Genomic DNA, 15,628 nt, shown 5'->3' with positions numbered 1-15,628 from the left:
AACCAAGATGAATGGCAATCATGAAGCGCTGATGATACGGATACAAGATGATAAAAATTGCAGGCAAAGCGCCGCCGGCTTGGTCAGGCAGGAACCGCCCGATAGAATTGCGATATATCGCCGGCAAATCCTGCATACCTGAAAACCTGCTATACAAGCCCAGATATCAGCACTGCCATTACAACGAGAACCTGGCAACCAATATACTACGGATTAAATCAGTCCAGCTGAAAAGATAAACCCGGCAATGATTGCTTTAAATCGAAACGAATAAATCTGAAATAAAAAAAGGAAAGCAAATCATCTGCTTTCCTTTTTCCTGATCTTCGCGATCAGTGCTGCTTTCACACAGCACTGATAATCGCATTACGGTAGTGTTGTCACCACTTTCACGCTGGAATCAACGGCAGATTTTTCGATATAGCCAATGCCAGTCGGATTTCCAGCCACGGCCTTTTTCACTTCGGCACTGGAATGCAATTCCTTCGGCGCAGCAGCCTTACCTGTAAAAACCAGCTTGGACCAGATCGCTTTGACTTCAGACAAATCCTTGTCGCTGACTTTTTTGTAAAACTCCGCCCGGATCGATGCGCTTTCTGCCTGATCCACCGGTGTGAACATGGTGGATTTACCGAGGAAAAACTGGGATGCCTGCGCAGTTGTCATCGCGGTCGCCGGATTAGCCGGATTCACAATCACCACAATCTCAGCCGCGCTGACACTGGCTGCCAACGCCAGCATGGAGCATGCCAGCAAGATACGTTGCAACATGTTATTCATTCCTCACTCCTCAGAATACAAAATCGACCGCTGCGGCAAATACATTCACAGAACCGGCAAAATTCGGCTTGGCGTTAATAAACGTACCAGGACCATTTTCAGGAGACATGCGGTCGAACTGTAATTTCAGCGCAGCAGATTTGTGGAAATCCCAGCGTACGCCCAGACTGTTGCTGGTCTGGATCGGTGAAGCCGATGCCAGGGCATTCGCACCATAGGTATAAGCCAGCAAAGGCCCTGCTGTTGGCGTACCGGCCACAGTGCGCGGGCTGTCCTGCTTGGCGGATGCATGCACGACGTAAGGGAGGAAGGCACCCATGCGGTAACCGAACATGGTGTACCAGGACGATGTGTCAGGAATCGCCAGCGTGGCGGATTTACGCTTGCCGTACTCAGCCTGGATCACAATGTTTTTATAATCCAGACCCAGGCCAACCGATGTGAATGAAGCCTTGGTATCCTGCACGGCAATGCTGTCCGCAGCGGCGTTATAGCCGTACTTGCGCAGACCGCCGACCAGCAGATTCAGATTGGCGGAGTTATCGACTGTGACATTGGTATCGACACGACCAAAACGTAGCGTCAGCGGGCCATTTTCCAGCACGACGTTCAGGCTGGACAGTTTTTTGAATTTCGCCGTATAGGAAGAACGGCTATCAGAATCTGTGACACCATAAGACAACTGGGCAGTGATATTCGTTTCGCCGACAGCCGTCTGATAAATACCGTCGATGCCATCAACGCTTTCGAGAATCACCTGGGTGTACATCTCAACCGGCGGACGCAGCATGGTGTTGGCATAACCGACATTACGGTAATCAGAAATCATGTACACCGGCAGACCAACGCGCCCCAAGCGCAGACTCAGGTTGTCATTCACTTTGGCTTTGGCAAACGCCCATGCCAGTTCGGCACCAAAGTTATCTGTCACATTCTTACGAACCAATCCCTGTCCGGTGAAAGACAACCAGTCATTGGCTTTGGCAGTCACCTGAATACCGAAATTGGAATCAACGCCGGTTTTTGCGTCCGTCGTGACACCGGCCAACTGATTGGGGCGGGCAAATTCCGCATCCGAAGTATTGGTCCGGGTCAGGGCAGCCGTACCAAAACCACTGATGGTGATATTTGAACTGTCATCTGCCCAGGCACCAGACACCGCAGCAGACATTACCAATAAGGCCATAAAAGGTTTTAATTTCATGCTATCTCCTCGAAAGTTTCTTCATTTTATTCCTGCAAAGTTTTTCCTCAAAGCATCATCTTTCGAGTAAACCTTCAGAAAATCCGCTATTCCGGTCTGGAATCCGTCACTGGTGAACGTTCAATCGTGCAACAGCAGCCAGTGAAAAAATGGGGCGCCGTATGAGATTGCCTGATACAAAGCGTTTCATACACTGACATTTTCACAGTAAATCAGGCCTATCGCAGCTACCAGAAAATTTCACTTTATCTTACAAATTCGTGGCTAAATAAATACAGCTTTTGAAAAAAAACGGCATGCCTGTTGGCATGCCGTTTTTGCTGATGAATAAAACCGTGATCAGAAATCAGCGCTGACCGAGACGCTCCAGCTGCGTGCTGGCTGAAAGGTGTATTGATCAAAGGCAGTGCCTTTGCTGCTGGCAGAGATCGATGTCACATCCTGCTTGTCAAACAGGTTGTTAATGCCAATCTGAGTTTTGAGATTTTTGACCAGTGTACCCAGGTTTTTCCAGCGATAGCCGACTGTCAGATCCGTTGTCATGTATGCCGGGATTTTGTAAGCCGCTGGCTCACCATCCTTTGCATACTGATTGCCGACATTTTTCGCGATCAGCGAACCATACAGACCGTTTGCTTTATACAACAGGCCAAGTGCAGCGGTGCTGTCAGGCGCTTTGGCGATCTGCAGACCGGTATCCTTGGCTTTTGCACTGTTGACTGAGCCGTTTGCGTGTACGGAGAAACCGCTGCCCAGATAATATGTGATTGCCGCTTCCAGGCCTTTGTAGATCACACCGCCCTGGTTGTAGTACACCAGATCGTTACCGGTGCCGGTAGAAGCAATTTTGTTGTCAAAGTCGATGTAGTACACATCGGCGTCAAATGTCAGGTTGCGCGCCTGATGCACCACACCGATCTGGTAGTTGGTTGAAGTCTGTGGTTTCGGTGCGCTCAGTGAGGGATTATTCACATAGAACATGGACAGATTCGGCACCAGGAAACCCCTGGCGATCTGCGCGTAAGCGGACATTTCCTGGTTGATGCTGTAATTGGCCGTCAGGAATGGCAGCGTCGATGTGTACGTTTGTTCGGCACTGGTCGGAATACGCGTGCCCTGATTCACGCTCGCATCCAGCTGACGTGTGAAATGGCTGTATTTCAGGCCTGGCGTAATCGTCAGAGCGGCTGCGGCCGCCCATTCAAATTCCACAAAAGGCTGATACTGCTTCCAGGATGAACGCTGGTCGTAAGAAACGCTTTTCGGTGCAGTCGCTTCTTTCGGATTCGGCACGCCCAGTGTCCAGTCGATATCGTAGGTATGGCGATTGGTGTTGGCGCTCTCCAGCCAGACACCGGCGCGCAGCAGACCAGCGCTCAGCTGGTTCGTGGCTTTCAGAATATCGCCGGTAACACGATAGGAATTGAGTTTGTTATAACCTGGCACATCCTTGTTGCCGGTCGGACCTGCTTTGGTACCGTTGGCCGTCGCACCGCTGGCGTCCTGACCGGAATAGGTATCATTGTTATAGGCGTAGGTGTACAGCGTATTGTCGAGGTTCCAGCCCGCTAACTTGGATTGCAGGCGGATGTAGTCAAAATCCGTGGTCTTATAGTTAAAATTATAACCATAATAGTTCTGGCTGGTCGGGTCGTTGTTGAGCGCGTAATTTTTGCCGAACTGTGCGGCCTGATTCATCGTCACACCAGCCTTATCCGGGGTGTAGCTATTGATCTTGTTGTAGGTCGAGAATACGGTGACCGTCGTGTCAGTGCCCAGACGACGCTGAAGTTTGAACTGGTAGTTGTCTTCCGTCACGCTACTGTAGGTCAGATAACCGTCCGTTGTCATGTGCGATGCATTGAACATCATCATGGCGTTGCCGTAGTTCTGGAACATACCGCTGTCGATCTGCACGCCATACATGCGGGTATTCCATGAACCGAAGGTGGAATACGGTGTGAAATGGAAATCCTGTGACAACTCTTTGGAGAACAGATTAATCGATCCGCCGAAGGTTGCCTGACCCAGGTTGCTGGCGTTACCGGGACCACGCTCGATCACCATGCCACCGATAATGCGGGCCGGGAAATAAGAAGTGGAGTGATGTGTAGGATCATTGGTGTCACCAAAAGGGATACCGTCATACGTCATGTTGTATTCGCCATCCTGGAAGCCGCGCAGCGTAACCTTGGTTTCAGCCAGACCGGGGCCATTGGCGGAAATGCCGGAACCAACGCTTGGGGCAATCCGCGCCACTGCGTTGTAATCCGCCAAATCAGTGACGGATTGTTCGATGAAGGTTGCCGTGATAATAGATTGCGGCTGCGTCGCTTTCAGCGAGCTCTGCACTGGAGCGCGATTACCGACGGCAGAACCACTGATCACTACTTTGGATTTGATCGCTTCCGCATCGAGTGCGGAGTCGGATGCGACAGTCTCATTTTGAACCACGGACTGGGCATGCACATGCTGATATGCCATCAGAGTGATTGCCATCAGCACGTGGGCGGAAATCATGTTTCGTGCAAACGCTTGCTTATTACGCTTCATTGCCTTGCCTTCCAATTCATTAGCTGGGTAAGAAAAATGGAAAGTCTAGGAAGACGATATGACAAGATAATGAATTGATATGCTTTCTACACAACGTTACAAAGCGAGGGCATATTCATGCCCTGTTCTGTTGTTTTATCGCACACTGATTAAGAATTCACCGCCCGGCAGACGGTTTTTCTGTTTTCCATGTGGCATTCGGTGATCAGCTTGCCCTCCTTATTCCATGCCTGAATCTTCCACGACTGCAGCTCACGCTCCATCGTCATGAAACCCACGTCGTTAGAATTACTGAAATGTTCCAGTACCGCTGCGCTATACGGTGTTTTTCCCGTCACGGCAGTTGCCGGTAATGGCATATCCAGCGAGGAGCCGCCATTGCCGGAGACAAACTGCGTCGGGTGGCCGCTGGAAAAAGTCAATGCCTCAAACAGATGAACATGGCCGGACAAGGTAGCCTGCACCTGTGAAGGAAACAACGGCGTCGCATTCAGATTCTGTAATACATCCTGCAGAGCGGCATTACCCGGCCAGACAGACAGCTGACCATCTTTTTTCTTTTCCACACCAAAACCGAGGATAGGATGGTGATTCATGAAAATATTAAAATCCGCTTTGGCTGCCAACGCATTCACCGTTTTGAACTGCTCCATATACGTCCGGTGAGGAACATCCTCTTTGGCCAGCACTTTATTCGGCACTTTGGAAGAATCAAACACGATCAGCTGTGCAGCTTCATTCCCGACTTTGCCCAATGGCACCGCATAAGGTGCGCTGTAATCGCCTTTCTGGTCATTCTCCGCCAGATTACAATCACGGCCCGCCTGCAAAGGGCGCGGGTCCAGTAAGCGCCACCAGCCCTGCCCGGCACGCAGGCAGGATTCATGGTTGCCGCGCACCATCACCCAGGGTGCGGCCTGCAACAAGGCTTTTGCCGGATCAAAAAAATCGGCTTTCCAGGTATCCCAGCCATATCCCCACGGGCTGCCGGCACAGGCCGGATTACCGTCAGGGCAGGCATTTTCACGGTAATGATAATCACCGACATGGATCACCAGATCGGGATGCGTCTGTGCCGCCGCCTGCACCATGCTGCGGAAAGCCCACTTGTCGCTGTCATTACAGGACTGAAAATAATTGTCCGCCAGTTTCATCCGGCAACCGGTATCGCCGATCACCACGATTTTCTGTACTGTCGCTTTCGGCACGGCCAGCTCGCGGCCACCGATGCTGGCGTGGCTGATGCCCGGTTTCAGCGGTGCTTCGCAGACCAGTACCGGGAAAGCCGATGGCTTGGAATTATCCGGGCTGCTGGCTGTCTTGCGCTGGGCAATCGTTTCAGGACGGGCACGCACCTGCATGCTGCCCGGTGTGCCATCCTGCAGCAATACCGGGCATTCGGCAGCGCTTGTCACGGCGCGCGCTACCGGCTGCCCCTGCTCACCCAAAACCACCCAGGTGTCGGGCAAGGTGGCAGGATCCTGTAACGCCACGGCCGGCAGCTGTTTTTTGCCTGCCAGTTCCGGCACAGTCGTGCTGCAACCGCTTAACACGCCCGCAGCCACCAAAGCGACGGCAGCAAAAGAAAATGTACTGAATAAACGTCCGTTCAAAATTTTCTCCTATTAAAAAATCATGCATTTCTGACAGGATCATAATCCAGAAAAATGTCAGCTACATGAAGTCTGCCTGCGCAGGCTGGCTGGCACGCTGCTCAGCGGATGCCCAGCGCGGCGTAAGCCTGGCGCTTGAAATCAAACGAAAACGGATGCCAGAAGCTCATCAACCGCTGCGTCATCAGGATGCCGGCAATATTGTGGCTGGGTGAAATCCACCAGTGTGTTCCGGCAATCCCGCCCCATTCAAATTCTCCTTCCGAACCGGGAGGATCAATGGATGACGCCTGCAAAGTTACCGCGCCGCCCAAGCCGAACCCTTTACCCGGCACATCGCCGACACCGGGAAAGCGAATTCCCATGCCATGCGGCAGATGATTCTGCATCATCAGATGAATCGTCCCGGGTTGCATGATCGTGTCGCCATCCGGCATCAGACTGCGCATCAGCGCCAGCATGTCGTGCAAACTGGACACCAGCCCGCCACCACCCGATAAGCGTACCACCGGCATCGTGAATGCGCCGGGATAAGGCGATTTGTCGAGTCTGCGCAGACCCCGCTGCAACACATTCGCCGGATCGCTGCCGCCGTAGTAGGCTGTCAGCCTGCCCAGATCGCGTTCGGAAACATAAAATCCGGTATCGTCCATGCCCAGCGGGTTGAAGATGCGCAGCCGGATGAACTGCTCGAAATTCCGTCCGCTGACCACCTCCACCACCCGCGCCAGCACATCGCTGGCAATCGAATATTCCCAGGCTTCGCCGGGGTGAAAACTCAGCGGTAATTCTTCCAGCACATCCATCATTTCCGCCAGTGTCTGAAAGGCGTTGAGCACTTTGCGTTCGTTATAGGCTTTGTACATCAGGCTGCCATGATCCAACAAACCGTAACTCAGACCAGAGGTGTGGTTCAGCAATTGACGGATGGTGATCGACGAACGGGCCGGCTCGGTATCGTCGAGACTGGTGGCTCCCTGCCGCAGCACGCGCCGCCGCCCGAGTTGCGGCAGATAGTCCTCGACCGGATCGTCCAGCCCCAGCCGCCCGTCTTCCATCAGCAGCAAAATGGCAATCGAAGTCACCAGTTTGGTGTTGGAAAATACCCGGAACAAATGATCCTCGCGTAAGGCAATACCGTTTTCGCGGTCGGCCCAGCCGCTGCAATGCAGATGTACCAGTTCCCGCCCCGCCAGCACGGCGGTCGATACGCCGGCCAGGATTTCCCGGTCGACATATTTTTGCATTGTTGAATTTACTTCACTGAAATCGTAGGACATATCGCTTATGATGGTTCGCTGTTGCGGCGCCAGGACTGACCATGTAATACCGTAACGCCGGAGTACGTGGACACTCTGGCAGCCTGAGCCTGTTAAAGAAACCATCATCTTACCTGTATTCATCCTCAGAGTTTTCACCATGACTATTGCATCGCCGCGTGACTTTCTACTCTCCCTGTACCAGACCGCCGTCGCTGCAGTCAGCGCCAGCCAGTGCCTGCCGGCATTTCTGCCACCGCCACCGTCCGGCAGGACAATCGTGATCGGCGCAGGCAAAGCCGCTGCCGCGATGGCGCAAACGGTGGAGCGGCACTGGCAGGGCGAGCTGAGCGGATTAGTCGTCACACGTTACGGACACGGTGCCCGCTGCGAAAAAATTGAAGTCATTGAAGCGGCGCATCCGGTACCGGATGCTGCAGGTCAGGAAGCAGCGAAACGCATTCTCGCCATGACGCAGGGTTTAGACCGGGAAGACCTGGTGCTCTGCCTGATTTCCGGTGGCGGCTCATCGCTGCTGGCGCTGCCTGCCGAAGGCATCACGCTGGAACAGAAGCAGGCCATCAATAAAGCCTTGCTGAAAAGCGGCGCTGCCATCAGTGAGATGAACTGCGTGCGCAAACATTTGTCCGCCATCAAGGGCGGCAGGCTCGGCCTGGCCTGCGCACCGGCGCGCGTCGTCACGCTGCTGATTTCCGATGTCCCCGGCGACGATCCCCGCATCATCGCCAGCGGTCCGACGCTGCCGGACGACACCAGTTGTGCCGAAGCGCTGGCGATCCTGCGCAAATACCAGATCGGGATACCACCCAATATCCTGGCACATCTTGAATCCGGCGCAGGCGAAACCCCGAAACCGGAAGATCCACGCTTTGCCCGCCACAGCCATCACATCATCGCCACTGCCCAGCATGCGCTGGATGCCGCCGCCTACTATGCCGGCACGCAGGGCGTCGCAGCGCATATCCTGTCCGATGGCATCGAAGGCGAAGCCCGTGATATCGGTCTGATGCATGCCGCACTGGCGCGCCAGGTCGCAGAAAAAGGCCAGCCATTTCACAAACCCTGTGTGATTCTCTCCGGCGGCGAAACCACGGTCACAGTGCGTGGCACAGGACGCGGCGGGCGCAATGCTGAATTTCTGCTGAGTCTGGCGCATACCTTGAATGGTCATTCCGGGATCTATGCATTGGCCTGTGATACCGACGGCATTGACGGTTCTGAGGATAACGCCGGTGCTTACTATGAGCCTGCCTCGGCGCAGTTGGCGGCTACCCACCAGCTGTCTGCCCGGCTGATGCTGGAAAACAACGACGGCTATGGTTATTTCTCTGCCCTGGATCAATTAATTGTCAGCGGACCAACACGCACCAATGTCAACGACTTCAGAGCGATTCTGATCCTGTAAATATTCCGCTGCGGCATTTATAATGTCGGCCGAATACGCAGCATATTCATTTTGTGATGTTCCCGGCACAACATACTCCCTAACCTGAGTCTGCAGTCGCTTTTGTTGTCACTTTGCTTTGTTATTCTGAGCGCGGCCTCCTTCGCCCTGAAGCGCCGCCCGGTTCATCCGCGCCCCGGCGATTTCTCCAGATTGGAAAGGTATACGTGACTTCTTTTGCTGCCCCGGCATTCTCCCGGCTGACGCTGACCGGCATCTGTAAAAGCTACCCTGCCGTCATTGCCAACGACCATATCAGCCTGAGCGTTGCTCCCGGCGAAATTCACGCAGTGCTGGGAGAAAACGGGGCAGGCAAATCGACACTGATGAAAATCATCTTCGGTGCCGTGCAACCGGATTCCGGCAGCATGCAATGGAACGGTCAGGAAGTCAGGATCAGCAATCCACAGGCAGCGCGGCGGCTCGGTATCTCGATGGTGTTCCAGCATTTTTCGCTGTTTGACAGCCTGACCGTGGCGGAAAATATTGCACTGGGTCTGGACGCCGGCACCGACATGCAGCAACTCGCAGAACAAATACGGCAGACCGGAACCACTTACGGACTGGAGCTGGAACCGCATCGTTATATACATACCTTGTCCGTCGGTGAGCGGCAGCGGGTCGAGATCGTGCGGGCGCTGCTGACCAGACCGCAATTACTGATTCTGGATGAACCCACTTCCGTGCTGACACCGCAGGCTGTGCAAAAACTGTTTGTCACCCTGCGCCAGATCGCGGCAGAAGGATGCAGCATTCTGTACATCAGCCATAAACTCGATGAAATCCGCGAACTGTGTCATTCCGCTACCGTGATGCGCATGGGAAAAGTGACCGGACACTGCGATCCGCGTCAGGAAACCGCCGCCAGCCTGTCGCGCCTGATGATCGGCGACACGCAGGCTCAGCATCCGGCATCTGCGGTAATACAGGTCGGCCCGGTCCGGTTGCAGGTACAACGGCTGAACCTGCCGAAGGCCCATGCTTTCGCCACTGCACTCGACAACATCAGCCTGACGCTGCGTGCCGGGGAAATCACCGGTATCGCCGGCGTGTCCGGCAACGGACAGCAGGAATTGCTGGCCGCCCTGTCCGGCGAAGACCGCCGCGCAGCGCCTGACATGATACAGATTAACGATGTCCCGGTTGGAAACCGCGGTCCCGCTGCCCGTCGCGCGCTGAAACAAAGCCTGGTGCCGGAAGAACGCCTGGGACGCGGCGCAGTACCGGAGCTAAGCCTGACCGATAACATGCTGCTGTCGCAACAGACCGCTCCGTTTGTGCAGCGGGGCATGATCAATTTTCAACAAACGATGCAGGCCGCCAGCGACATCATTACCCGTTTCCGCGTCAAAGCCTCCGGACCCGCGGCGCTGGCACGCAGTCTGTCAGGCGGCAACCTGCAAAAATTTATCGTTGGCCGTGAAATCCTGCACGAACCGGAAATTTTCATCGTGGCGCAGCCGACCTGGGGTGTGGATATCGGTGCCGCCGCGCAGATTCATGCCGAAATACGCCAGCTGCGGGACCGCGGCTGCGCGGTGCTGGTAATTTCCGAAGAGCTGGACGAATTATTTGAATTATGCGACCGGCTGCATGTGATTGCCAAAGGCCGCCTGTCTCCTGCCGTCAGGACAGAAACGGTCAGCCGGGAACAAATAGGATTGTGGATGAGTGGATTATGGAGTGAGAATGGCGCTCCGGCATCTGCCGCTGAACCGGAGCATACACATGCTTAAGCTTGAATTACGCCCGGCCTCCTCGCGTTGGATGGCGTATTTTTCGCCGCTGCTGGCATTGCTGCTGACTGTCTTTTTTGGCGTATTACTGTTCCTGATTCTGGGAAAAAATCCATTGACCGGCTTACAGGTATTTTTGCTGGAGCCGCTGCGCAGCCAGACCGCCATCACCGAACTGCTGCTGAAAACCACACCGCTGGTGTTATGCGCACTTGGCTTATCGGTCTGCTACCGCGCCAATGTCTGGAACATCGGCGCTGAAGGTCAACTCATCGCAGGCGGACTGGCAGCCGGTGCCACCGTGCTGGCTTTCGATCACCCTGGCGCAGCCTTGTCCGGCGCTGCGGTACTGGTGCTGGCAACCATCGCCGGTGTGGCAGGCGGCGCATGCTGGGCGTCCATCACGGCCTGGCTGCGGGACCGTTTTCATGCCAATGAAATCCTGGTCTCGCTGATGCTGACTTACATTGCCCAACTGTTGCTGATGTATGCCGTCAACGGCCCGCTGAAAGATCCGGACGGCATGAATTTTCCGCAGTCCAAGGTCTTTTCCAGTGAATTTCTGCTGCCCCACCTGTTCCACAGCCGCCTGCATATCGGCTTTGTCGTGATGCTGATTGCGGCAGCAGGCATGACTGTCTTCATTTACCGCAGCTTTGCCGGTTACCGCCTGACTGTCGGCGGGCTGGCACCGCTCGCTGCACGTTATGCCGGTTTTTCCAGCCGCAAGGCTTTGTGGCTGTCGCTGCTGATTTCCGGCGGACTGGCCGGCATGGCGGGCGCCTTTGAAGTCACCGGACCGATCGGTCAGGTGCTGCCGTCGATTTCTCCCGGTTATGGCTTTGCCGCCATCATCGTTGCCTTTATCGGCCGCTTAAACCCTGTCGGCGCGATTTTCGGCGGCATGGTGCTGTCGCTGTTTTATCTGGGCGGGGAAATGGCGCAATCCCGTCTTGGCCTGCCTTCCGCCATGACCGGTCTGTTTCAGGGCATGCTGCTGTTCATGCTGCTTGCCTGCGATACGCTGATCCATTACCGCCTGCGCTGGAAACAATAACACTATGGAAAATTTTGCTGCACTGATTGCCGCCTCCATCAACTCCGGTACACCGCTGCTGATTGCCGCGCTGGGGTTGCTGATCAACGAACGCGCCGGCGTGCTCAATCTGGGCGCGGAAGGCATGATGCTGGTGGCTGCCATCACTGGTTTCGCCGTGGCGCATCAGACCCATATCCCCGAACTCGGTTTTCTCGCTGGCGCCATCGCCGGTATGCTGATGGCCAGCCTGTTTGCCTGGTTCGTGCTAGTTCTCTCGACCAATCAGGTTGCCACCGGACTGGCCCTGTCGATTTTTGGCAGCGGCTTATCCGCATTTATCGGCCAGTCTTTTGTGGGACAGTCCCTGCCGGCCGGCAACCACGGCATTCCGGGGCTGGCGAATCTGCCCTTCGTCGGCAAAGCGCTGTTCGACCAGCACTGGATGGTGTATTTCAGCCTGTTGCTGTGTGTTGCGCTGGTCTGGTTCCTGTACCGCACCCGTTCCGGACTGATATTACGTGCCGTGGGCGAGTCTCCCGAATCGGCCCATGCGCTGGGCTATCCGGTACGCCGTATCCGCTATGCTGCACTGCTGTTCAGCGGCGCCTGCTGCGGCATGGCCGGCGCGTATCTATCGGTGGTGTACACACCGATGTGGGTCGAAGGACTGGTGTCAGGGCGCGGCTGGATCGCTCTCGCACTCACAACATTCGCCACCTGGCGTCCGGCACGGGTGTTGCTCGGTGCCTTGCTGTTTGGCAGCGTCACAATTTTGCAATTTCACTTTCAGGCAATCGGGCTGGCGATTCCATCCCAGATATTGTCGATGCTGCCTTATGTGGCCACGATACTGGTGCTGGTGCTGATTTCGCGCAATCCGGACTGGATACGTCTGAATATGCCCGCCTCACTGGGCAAGCCGTTCCACCACTGATGTCGCCGTTACCCGCGTGCCGTTTCAATCATTTTGTTCACAGGAGGAAATCCGATATGAAAATTTCTCGCAGAAAAACCCTGGCAGCCGTGCTGTCGCTGGCCTTCTTTGGCCTTGCCGCCTGCGGTAAAAAGGAAGAAGCGAAAACCGAAGCTCCCGCAGCAGCCACCAGCGCCAGCGCTGCCAGTGCCGAGCCGCTGAAGGTCGGCTTTATCTACGTCGGCCCGGTCGGTGATGCAGGCTGGACCTATGCGCACAATGCCGCCCGCAAGCTGGTGGAAGCGAAATTCGGCGACAAGGTGAAAACCACCTTCGTCGAAAATGTGCCGGAAAGTGCCGCCGATGCAGAACGGGTGATCCGCGATCTGGCAATGCAGGGCAACAAGATTATTTTCGGCACCACTTTTGGCTACATGGAAGCGATGCTGAAAGTCGCCAAAGATTTTCCGGATGTGAAATTTGAACACGCCACCGGCTACAAAACTGCCGACAATCTGGCGCAATACGATGTCCGCACCTATGAAGGCGCTTATCTGGCAGGCGTCGCCGCCGGCAAACTGAGCAAGTCCGGCAAGCTCGGCGTCGTCGCTTCGGTACCGATTCCTGAAGTGCTGCGCAACATCAACTCTTTCACGCTCGGCGCCCGCTCTGTGAATCCGAAAGCCACGACCAAAGTGGTCTGGGTCAACAAATGGTTTGATCCGGGCAAGGAACGCGAAGCGGCTACTACGTTGGTTGGTCAGGGTGTGGATGTCCTGATGCAGAATACCGACTCCGCCGCCGTCGTGCAGACTGCCGAAGAAAAAGGTGTGCTGGCGTTTGGCTGGGACAGCGACATGACCAAGTTCGGCCCGAAAGCACACGTTGCTGCCTCGACCATCGACTGGAGCGGTTACTACATCAAGCGCGTCGGCGAAGTGATGGATGGCAGCTGGAAATCCGGTTCGACCTGGTGGGGTCTGAAAGAAAACATGATCGACCTGAAGTCCTTCAACACCACGCTGTCGGATGATGTGAAAAAGCTCATCGCTGAACGCCGTCAGGGTGTGATCGATGGCACCGCGCCGATCTGGAAAGGTCCGATCAGGGACAATACCGGTAAGGAAGTCCTCGGCAAAGATGCTGTCGCCGACGACAAATTCCTGCATGAAATCAAATTCTACGTCGAGGGCGTGGAAGGCAAAATACCCGGCTGATCCAGCGTCATTGCGCCTTAAAAAAACACCGCAAGCTCCATCAGGAAATGCGGTGTTTTTTAATCCACAGCACGCTTCTCAGCGTGATTGACCCGCACCAGAAAACACCTCGCCCGCAGCCTCGGCAATGAGCCGTCGGAACCACTGCACTTCCGCTGCCGCATGCACCCGTTCATGCCACAACATGAAGAACTGCATGCACGGCATCGCCAACGGTACCGGTAAAATTTCTATCGGCCAATCCTTCGCGCACTGCAACGCAAAACTACGGCTGGTCGTAAAAATCAGATCGGTCTTTGCTAGCACATACGGCACCATGCCAAAATACGGAATCGTCATCTGTATCCGCCGCTTCAGGCCTTGCTCTGCCAGCGTGCTGTCAATGATGCTGCGGTGTCCCATCATGTAGGGCGTCGGTGCCAGATGCGGCATATCCAGATAATGGCGGAGCGATAAGCCTTTGCTGACCACCGGATGTCTGCGGTTGACCATGCACACGATCTCATCTTCCGACAGCTGGGCGATGTGCAGATGCTGCGGGGCGTCCGGCCAGTTGCCGATCACGCAGTCCAGCTCGCCGCTTTCCAGTGCAGCGGCGTAATCAAATCCGGCGCTCAGGGCATGCACCACCAGCCCCGCCTGCGGCGCCAGTTCACGGACTTTTTCCATCACCCTCGGAATCAGCAAAACACTCAGATAATCCGGTGCGCCGAGATGGAATACCCGCTGACTGCTGGCGGCCACAAAAGCCGGCGGCGGGCTGGCGATACTTTCCAGCGTGGTTAATCCCTGTCTGGCCAGCACCAGCAATGCATTACCGCGTTCTGTCGGCGTCATGCCATTTTTACCGCGCACCAGAATCGCATCGCCGGTAATGTCGCGCAGACGCTTGAGCATATTGGACACCGCCGGCTGTGACTGGCCGAGTTTCATCGCAGTACGCGTAACACTGCGTTCCGTCAGCAAAGTGTGCAGCACGCGCAACAGATTCGCATCAAGCTGATCAACCCGACGTTGGCTCATAACGCCTCTGCAGTCAGCACATCGCCATCGACAAACACCCGGAATTCACCAGGTACAAACGGCGTCCAGATTTCGTTGCTGGTCAGGGGTTCGGTGACAATCACCGCGACCTTATCCTGTGGTGTGGTGAGTTCGGAAAAATCGACCGTCACCTGTTCATCCGCCAGACTGGCCGTGGTAAACGGATACTGACGGACGATGTAATACAGCCTGGTGGAACAATGCACAAACAACGCCTCACCGTTCGAAAGCATCATATTGAATGTGCCATAAGCGGCAATTTCAGCGCAGATTTTCTGCAAAAAAACAGCCAGTTCGCCGGTTTCCGGCAGGCAGTTGCCGAACTGCCTGCGCAGGCTTTGCAGCAGATAGCAGAATGCCTGCTCACTGTCGGTGCTGCCGACCGGAAGAAAGCTGCCATCCAGCGCAGGAGTAAAATTTTTCAGATCACCATTATGCGCAAAAACCCAGTAACGCCCCCAGCATTCACGCACGAACGGATGACAGTTTTCCAACGTCACTTCACCCTGGGTCGCCTTGCGGATATGCGCAATCACATTCTTTGACTGAATCGGGTAATGCTTGATCAGTTCTGCCACCGGCGAGCTGATTGCCGGCTGGTGATCGACGAACAGGCGCACGCCGCTGCCTTCAAAAAAAGCAATGCCCCAGCCGTCTTTATGCTCGTCCGTCAACCCGCCACGCGTCGCAAATCCCGTGAAACTGAACACGATATCGGTCGGCGTATTGCAATTCATTCCTAGTAATTGACACATGATGCACACAGAAAAATCGGTATCCACATACCTTAACATATGCAAACTTC

General features: G+C 55.1%; 12 protein-coding genes. 5 read left to right on the top strand and 7 right to left on the bottom strand.

What is annotated here, in order from left to right; genetic code table 11:
- Window positions 1-366: 366 nt before the first annotated feature.
- The 5 genes from HV832_RS08510 to HV832_RS08490 form a co-directional block, all read right to left on the bottom strand.
- Window positions 367-771: a type 2 periplasmic-binding domain-containing protein gene (locus HV832_RS08510; RefSeq protein WP_399310274.1), complete on the bottom strand. Its 405-nt coding sequence runs from the start codon at window positions 769-771 to the stop codon at window positions 367-369.
- Window positions 772-790: 19 nt separating this feature from the next.
- Entirely contained in the window at window positions 791-1,984 is a 1,194-nt protein-coding gene (locus HV832_RS08505; RefSeq protein WP_176803178.1) for a porin family protein, read from the bottom strand.
- Window positions 1,985-2,323: 339 nt separating this feature from the next.
- Window positions 2,324-4,537, bottom strand: a complete 2,214-nt coding sequence (locus HV832_RS08500; RefSeq protein WP_176803176.1) for a TonB-dependent receptor — start codon at window positions 4,535-4,537, stop codon at window positions 2,324-2,326.
- Window positions 4,538-4,686: 149 nt separating this feature from the next.
- A complete protein-coding gene (locus HV832_RS08495) occupies window positions 4,687-6,150 on the bottom strand; it encodes a metallophosphoesterase family protein (protein ID WP_176803174.1) in 1,464 nt (487 codons plus the stop codon).
- Between the two features lie 101 nt (window positions 6,151-6,251).
- Window positions 6,252-7,538 carry a serine hydrolase domain-containing protein gene (locus HV832_RS08490; RefSeq protein WP_218131995.1) on the bottom strand — a complete coding sequence of 429 codons (1,287 nt, stop codon included), beginning with the start codon at window positions 7,536-7,538 and terminating at the stop codon, window positions 6,252-6,254.
- A gap of 31 nt (window positions 7,539-7,569) precedes the next feature.
- Here HV832_RS08490 and HV832_RS08485 point away from each other — a divergent pair, with 31 nt between their 5' ends.
- The 5 genes from HV832_RS08485 (at window position 7,570) to HV832_RS08465 (ending at window position 13,779) form a co-directional block, all read left to right on the top strand.
- Window positions 7,570-8,835 (top strand): glycerate kinase type-2 family protein, encoded by a 1,266-nt coding sequence (locus HV832_RS08485; RefSeq protein ID WP_176803172.1) that lies wholly within the window; start codon window positions 7,570-7,572, stop codon window positions 8,833-8,835.
- Window positions 8,836-9,041: 206 nt separating this feature from the next.
- Window positions 9,042-10,610 carry an ABC transporter ATP-binding protein gene (locus tag HV832_RS08480; RefSeq protein ID WP_317889302.1) on the top strand — a complete coding sequence of 523 codons (1,569 nt, stop codon included), beginning with the start codon at window positions 9,042-9,044 and terminating at the stop codon, window positions 10,608-10,610.
- Window positions 10,603-11,667, top strand: a complete 1,065-nt coding sequence (locus HV832_RS08475; protein ID WP_176803170.1) for an ABC transporter permease — start codon at window positions 10,603-10,605, stop codon at window positions 11,665-11,667. The genes HV832_RS08480 and HV832_RS08475 overlap by 8 nt, the downstream gene beginning before the upstream one ends.
- Window positions 11,668-11,671: 4 nt before the next feature.
- Window positions 11,672-12,583 carry an ABC transporter permease gene (locus tag HV832_RS08470; protein WP_176803168.1) on the top strand — a complete coding sequence of 304 codons (912 nt, stop codon included), beginning with the start codon at window positions 11,672-11,674 and terminating at the stop codon, window positions 12,581-12,583.
- 56 nt (window positions 12,584-12,639) lie between these two features.
- A complete protein-coding gene (locus HV832_RS08465; protein ID WP_176803166.1) occupies window positions 12,640-13,779 on the top strand; it encodes a BMP family ABC transporter substrate-binding protein in 1,140 nt (379 codons plus the stop codon).
- Window positions 13,780-13,857: 78 nt separating this feature from the next.
- On the opposite strand, the gene HV832_RS08460 is transcribed toward HV832_RS08465, so the two are convergent.
- On the bottom strand, window positions 13,858-14,802 hold the full coding sequence (locus tag HV832_RS08460; RefSeq protein ID WP_176803164.1) for a LysR family transcriptional regulator: 945 nt from the start codon (window positions 14,800-14,802) through the stop codon (window positions 13,858-13,860).
- Window positions 14,799-15,578 carry a class II glutamine amidotransferase gene (locus tag HV832_RS08455; protein WP_176803162.1) on the bottom strand — a complete coding sequence of 260 codons (780 nt, stop codon included), beginning with the start codon at window positions 15,576-15,578 and terminating at the stop codon, window positions 14,799-14,801. Before HV832_RS08455 ends, HV832_RS08460 begins: the two co-directional genes overlap by 4 nt.
- Between the last annotated feature and the right edge of the window lie 50 nt (window positions 15,579-15,628).

The organism is Cognatundibacterium oligocarboniphilum (assembly GCF_013377855.1).
Lineage (GTDB): Bacteria > Pseudomonadota > Gammaproteobacteria > Burkholderiales > Burkholderiaceae_D > Undibacterium > Undibacterium oligocarboniphilum.
Note: the sequence above shows the minus strand (reverse complement) of the source record. Positions and strands in the feature narration are given on the sequence as shown.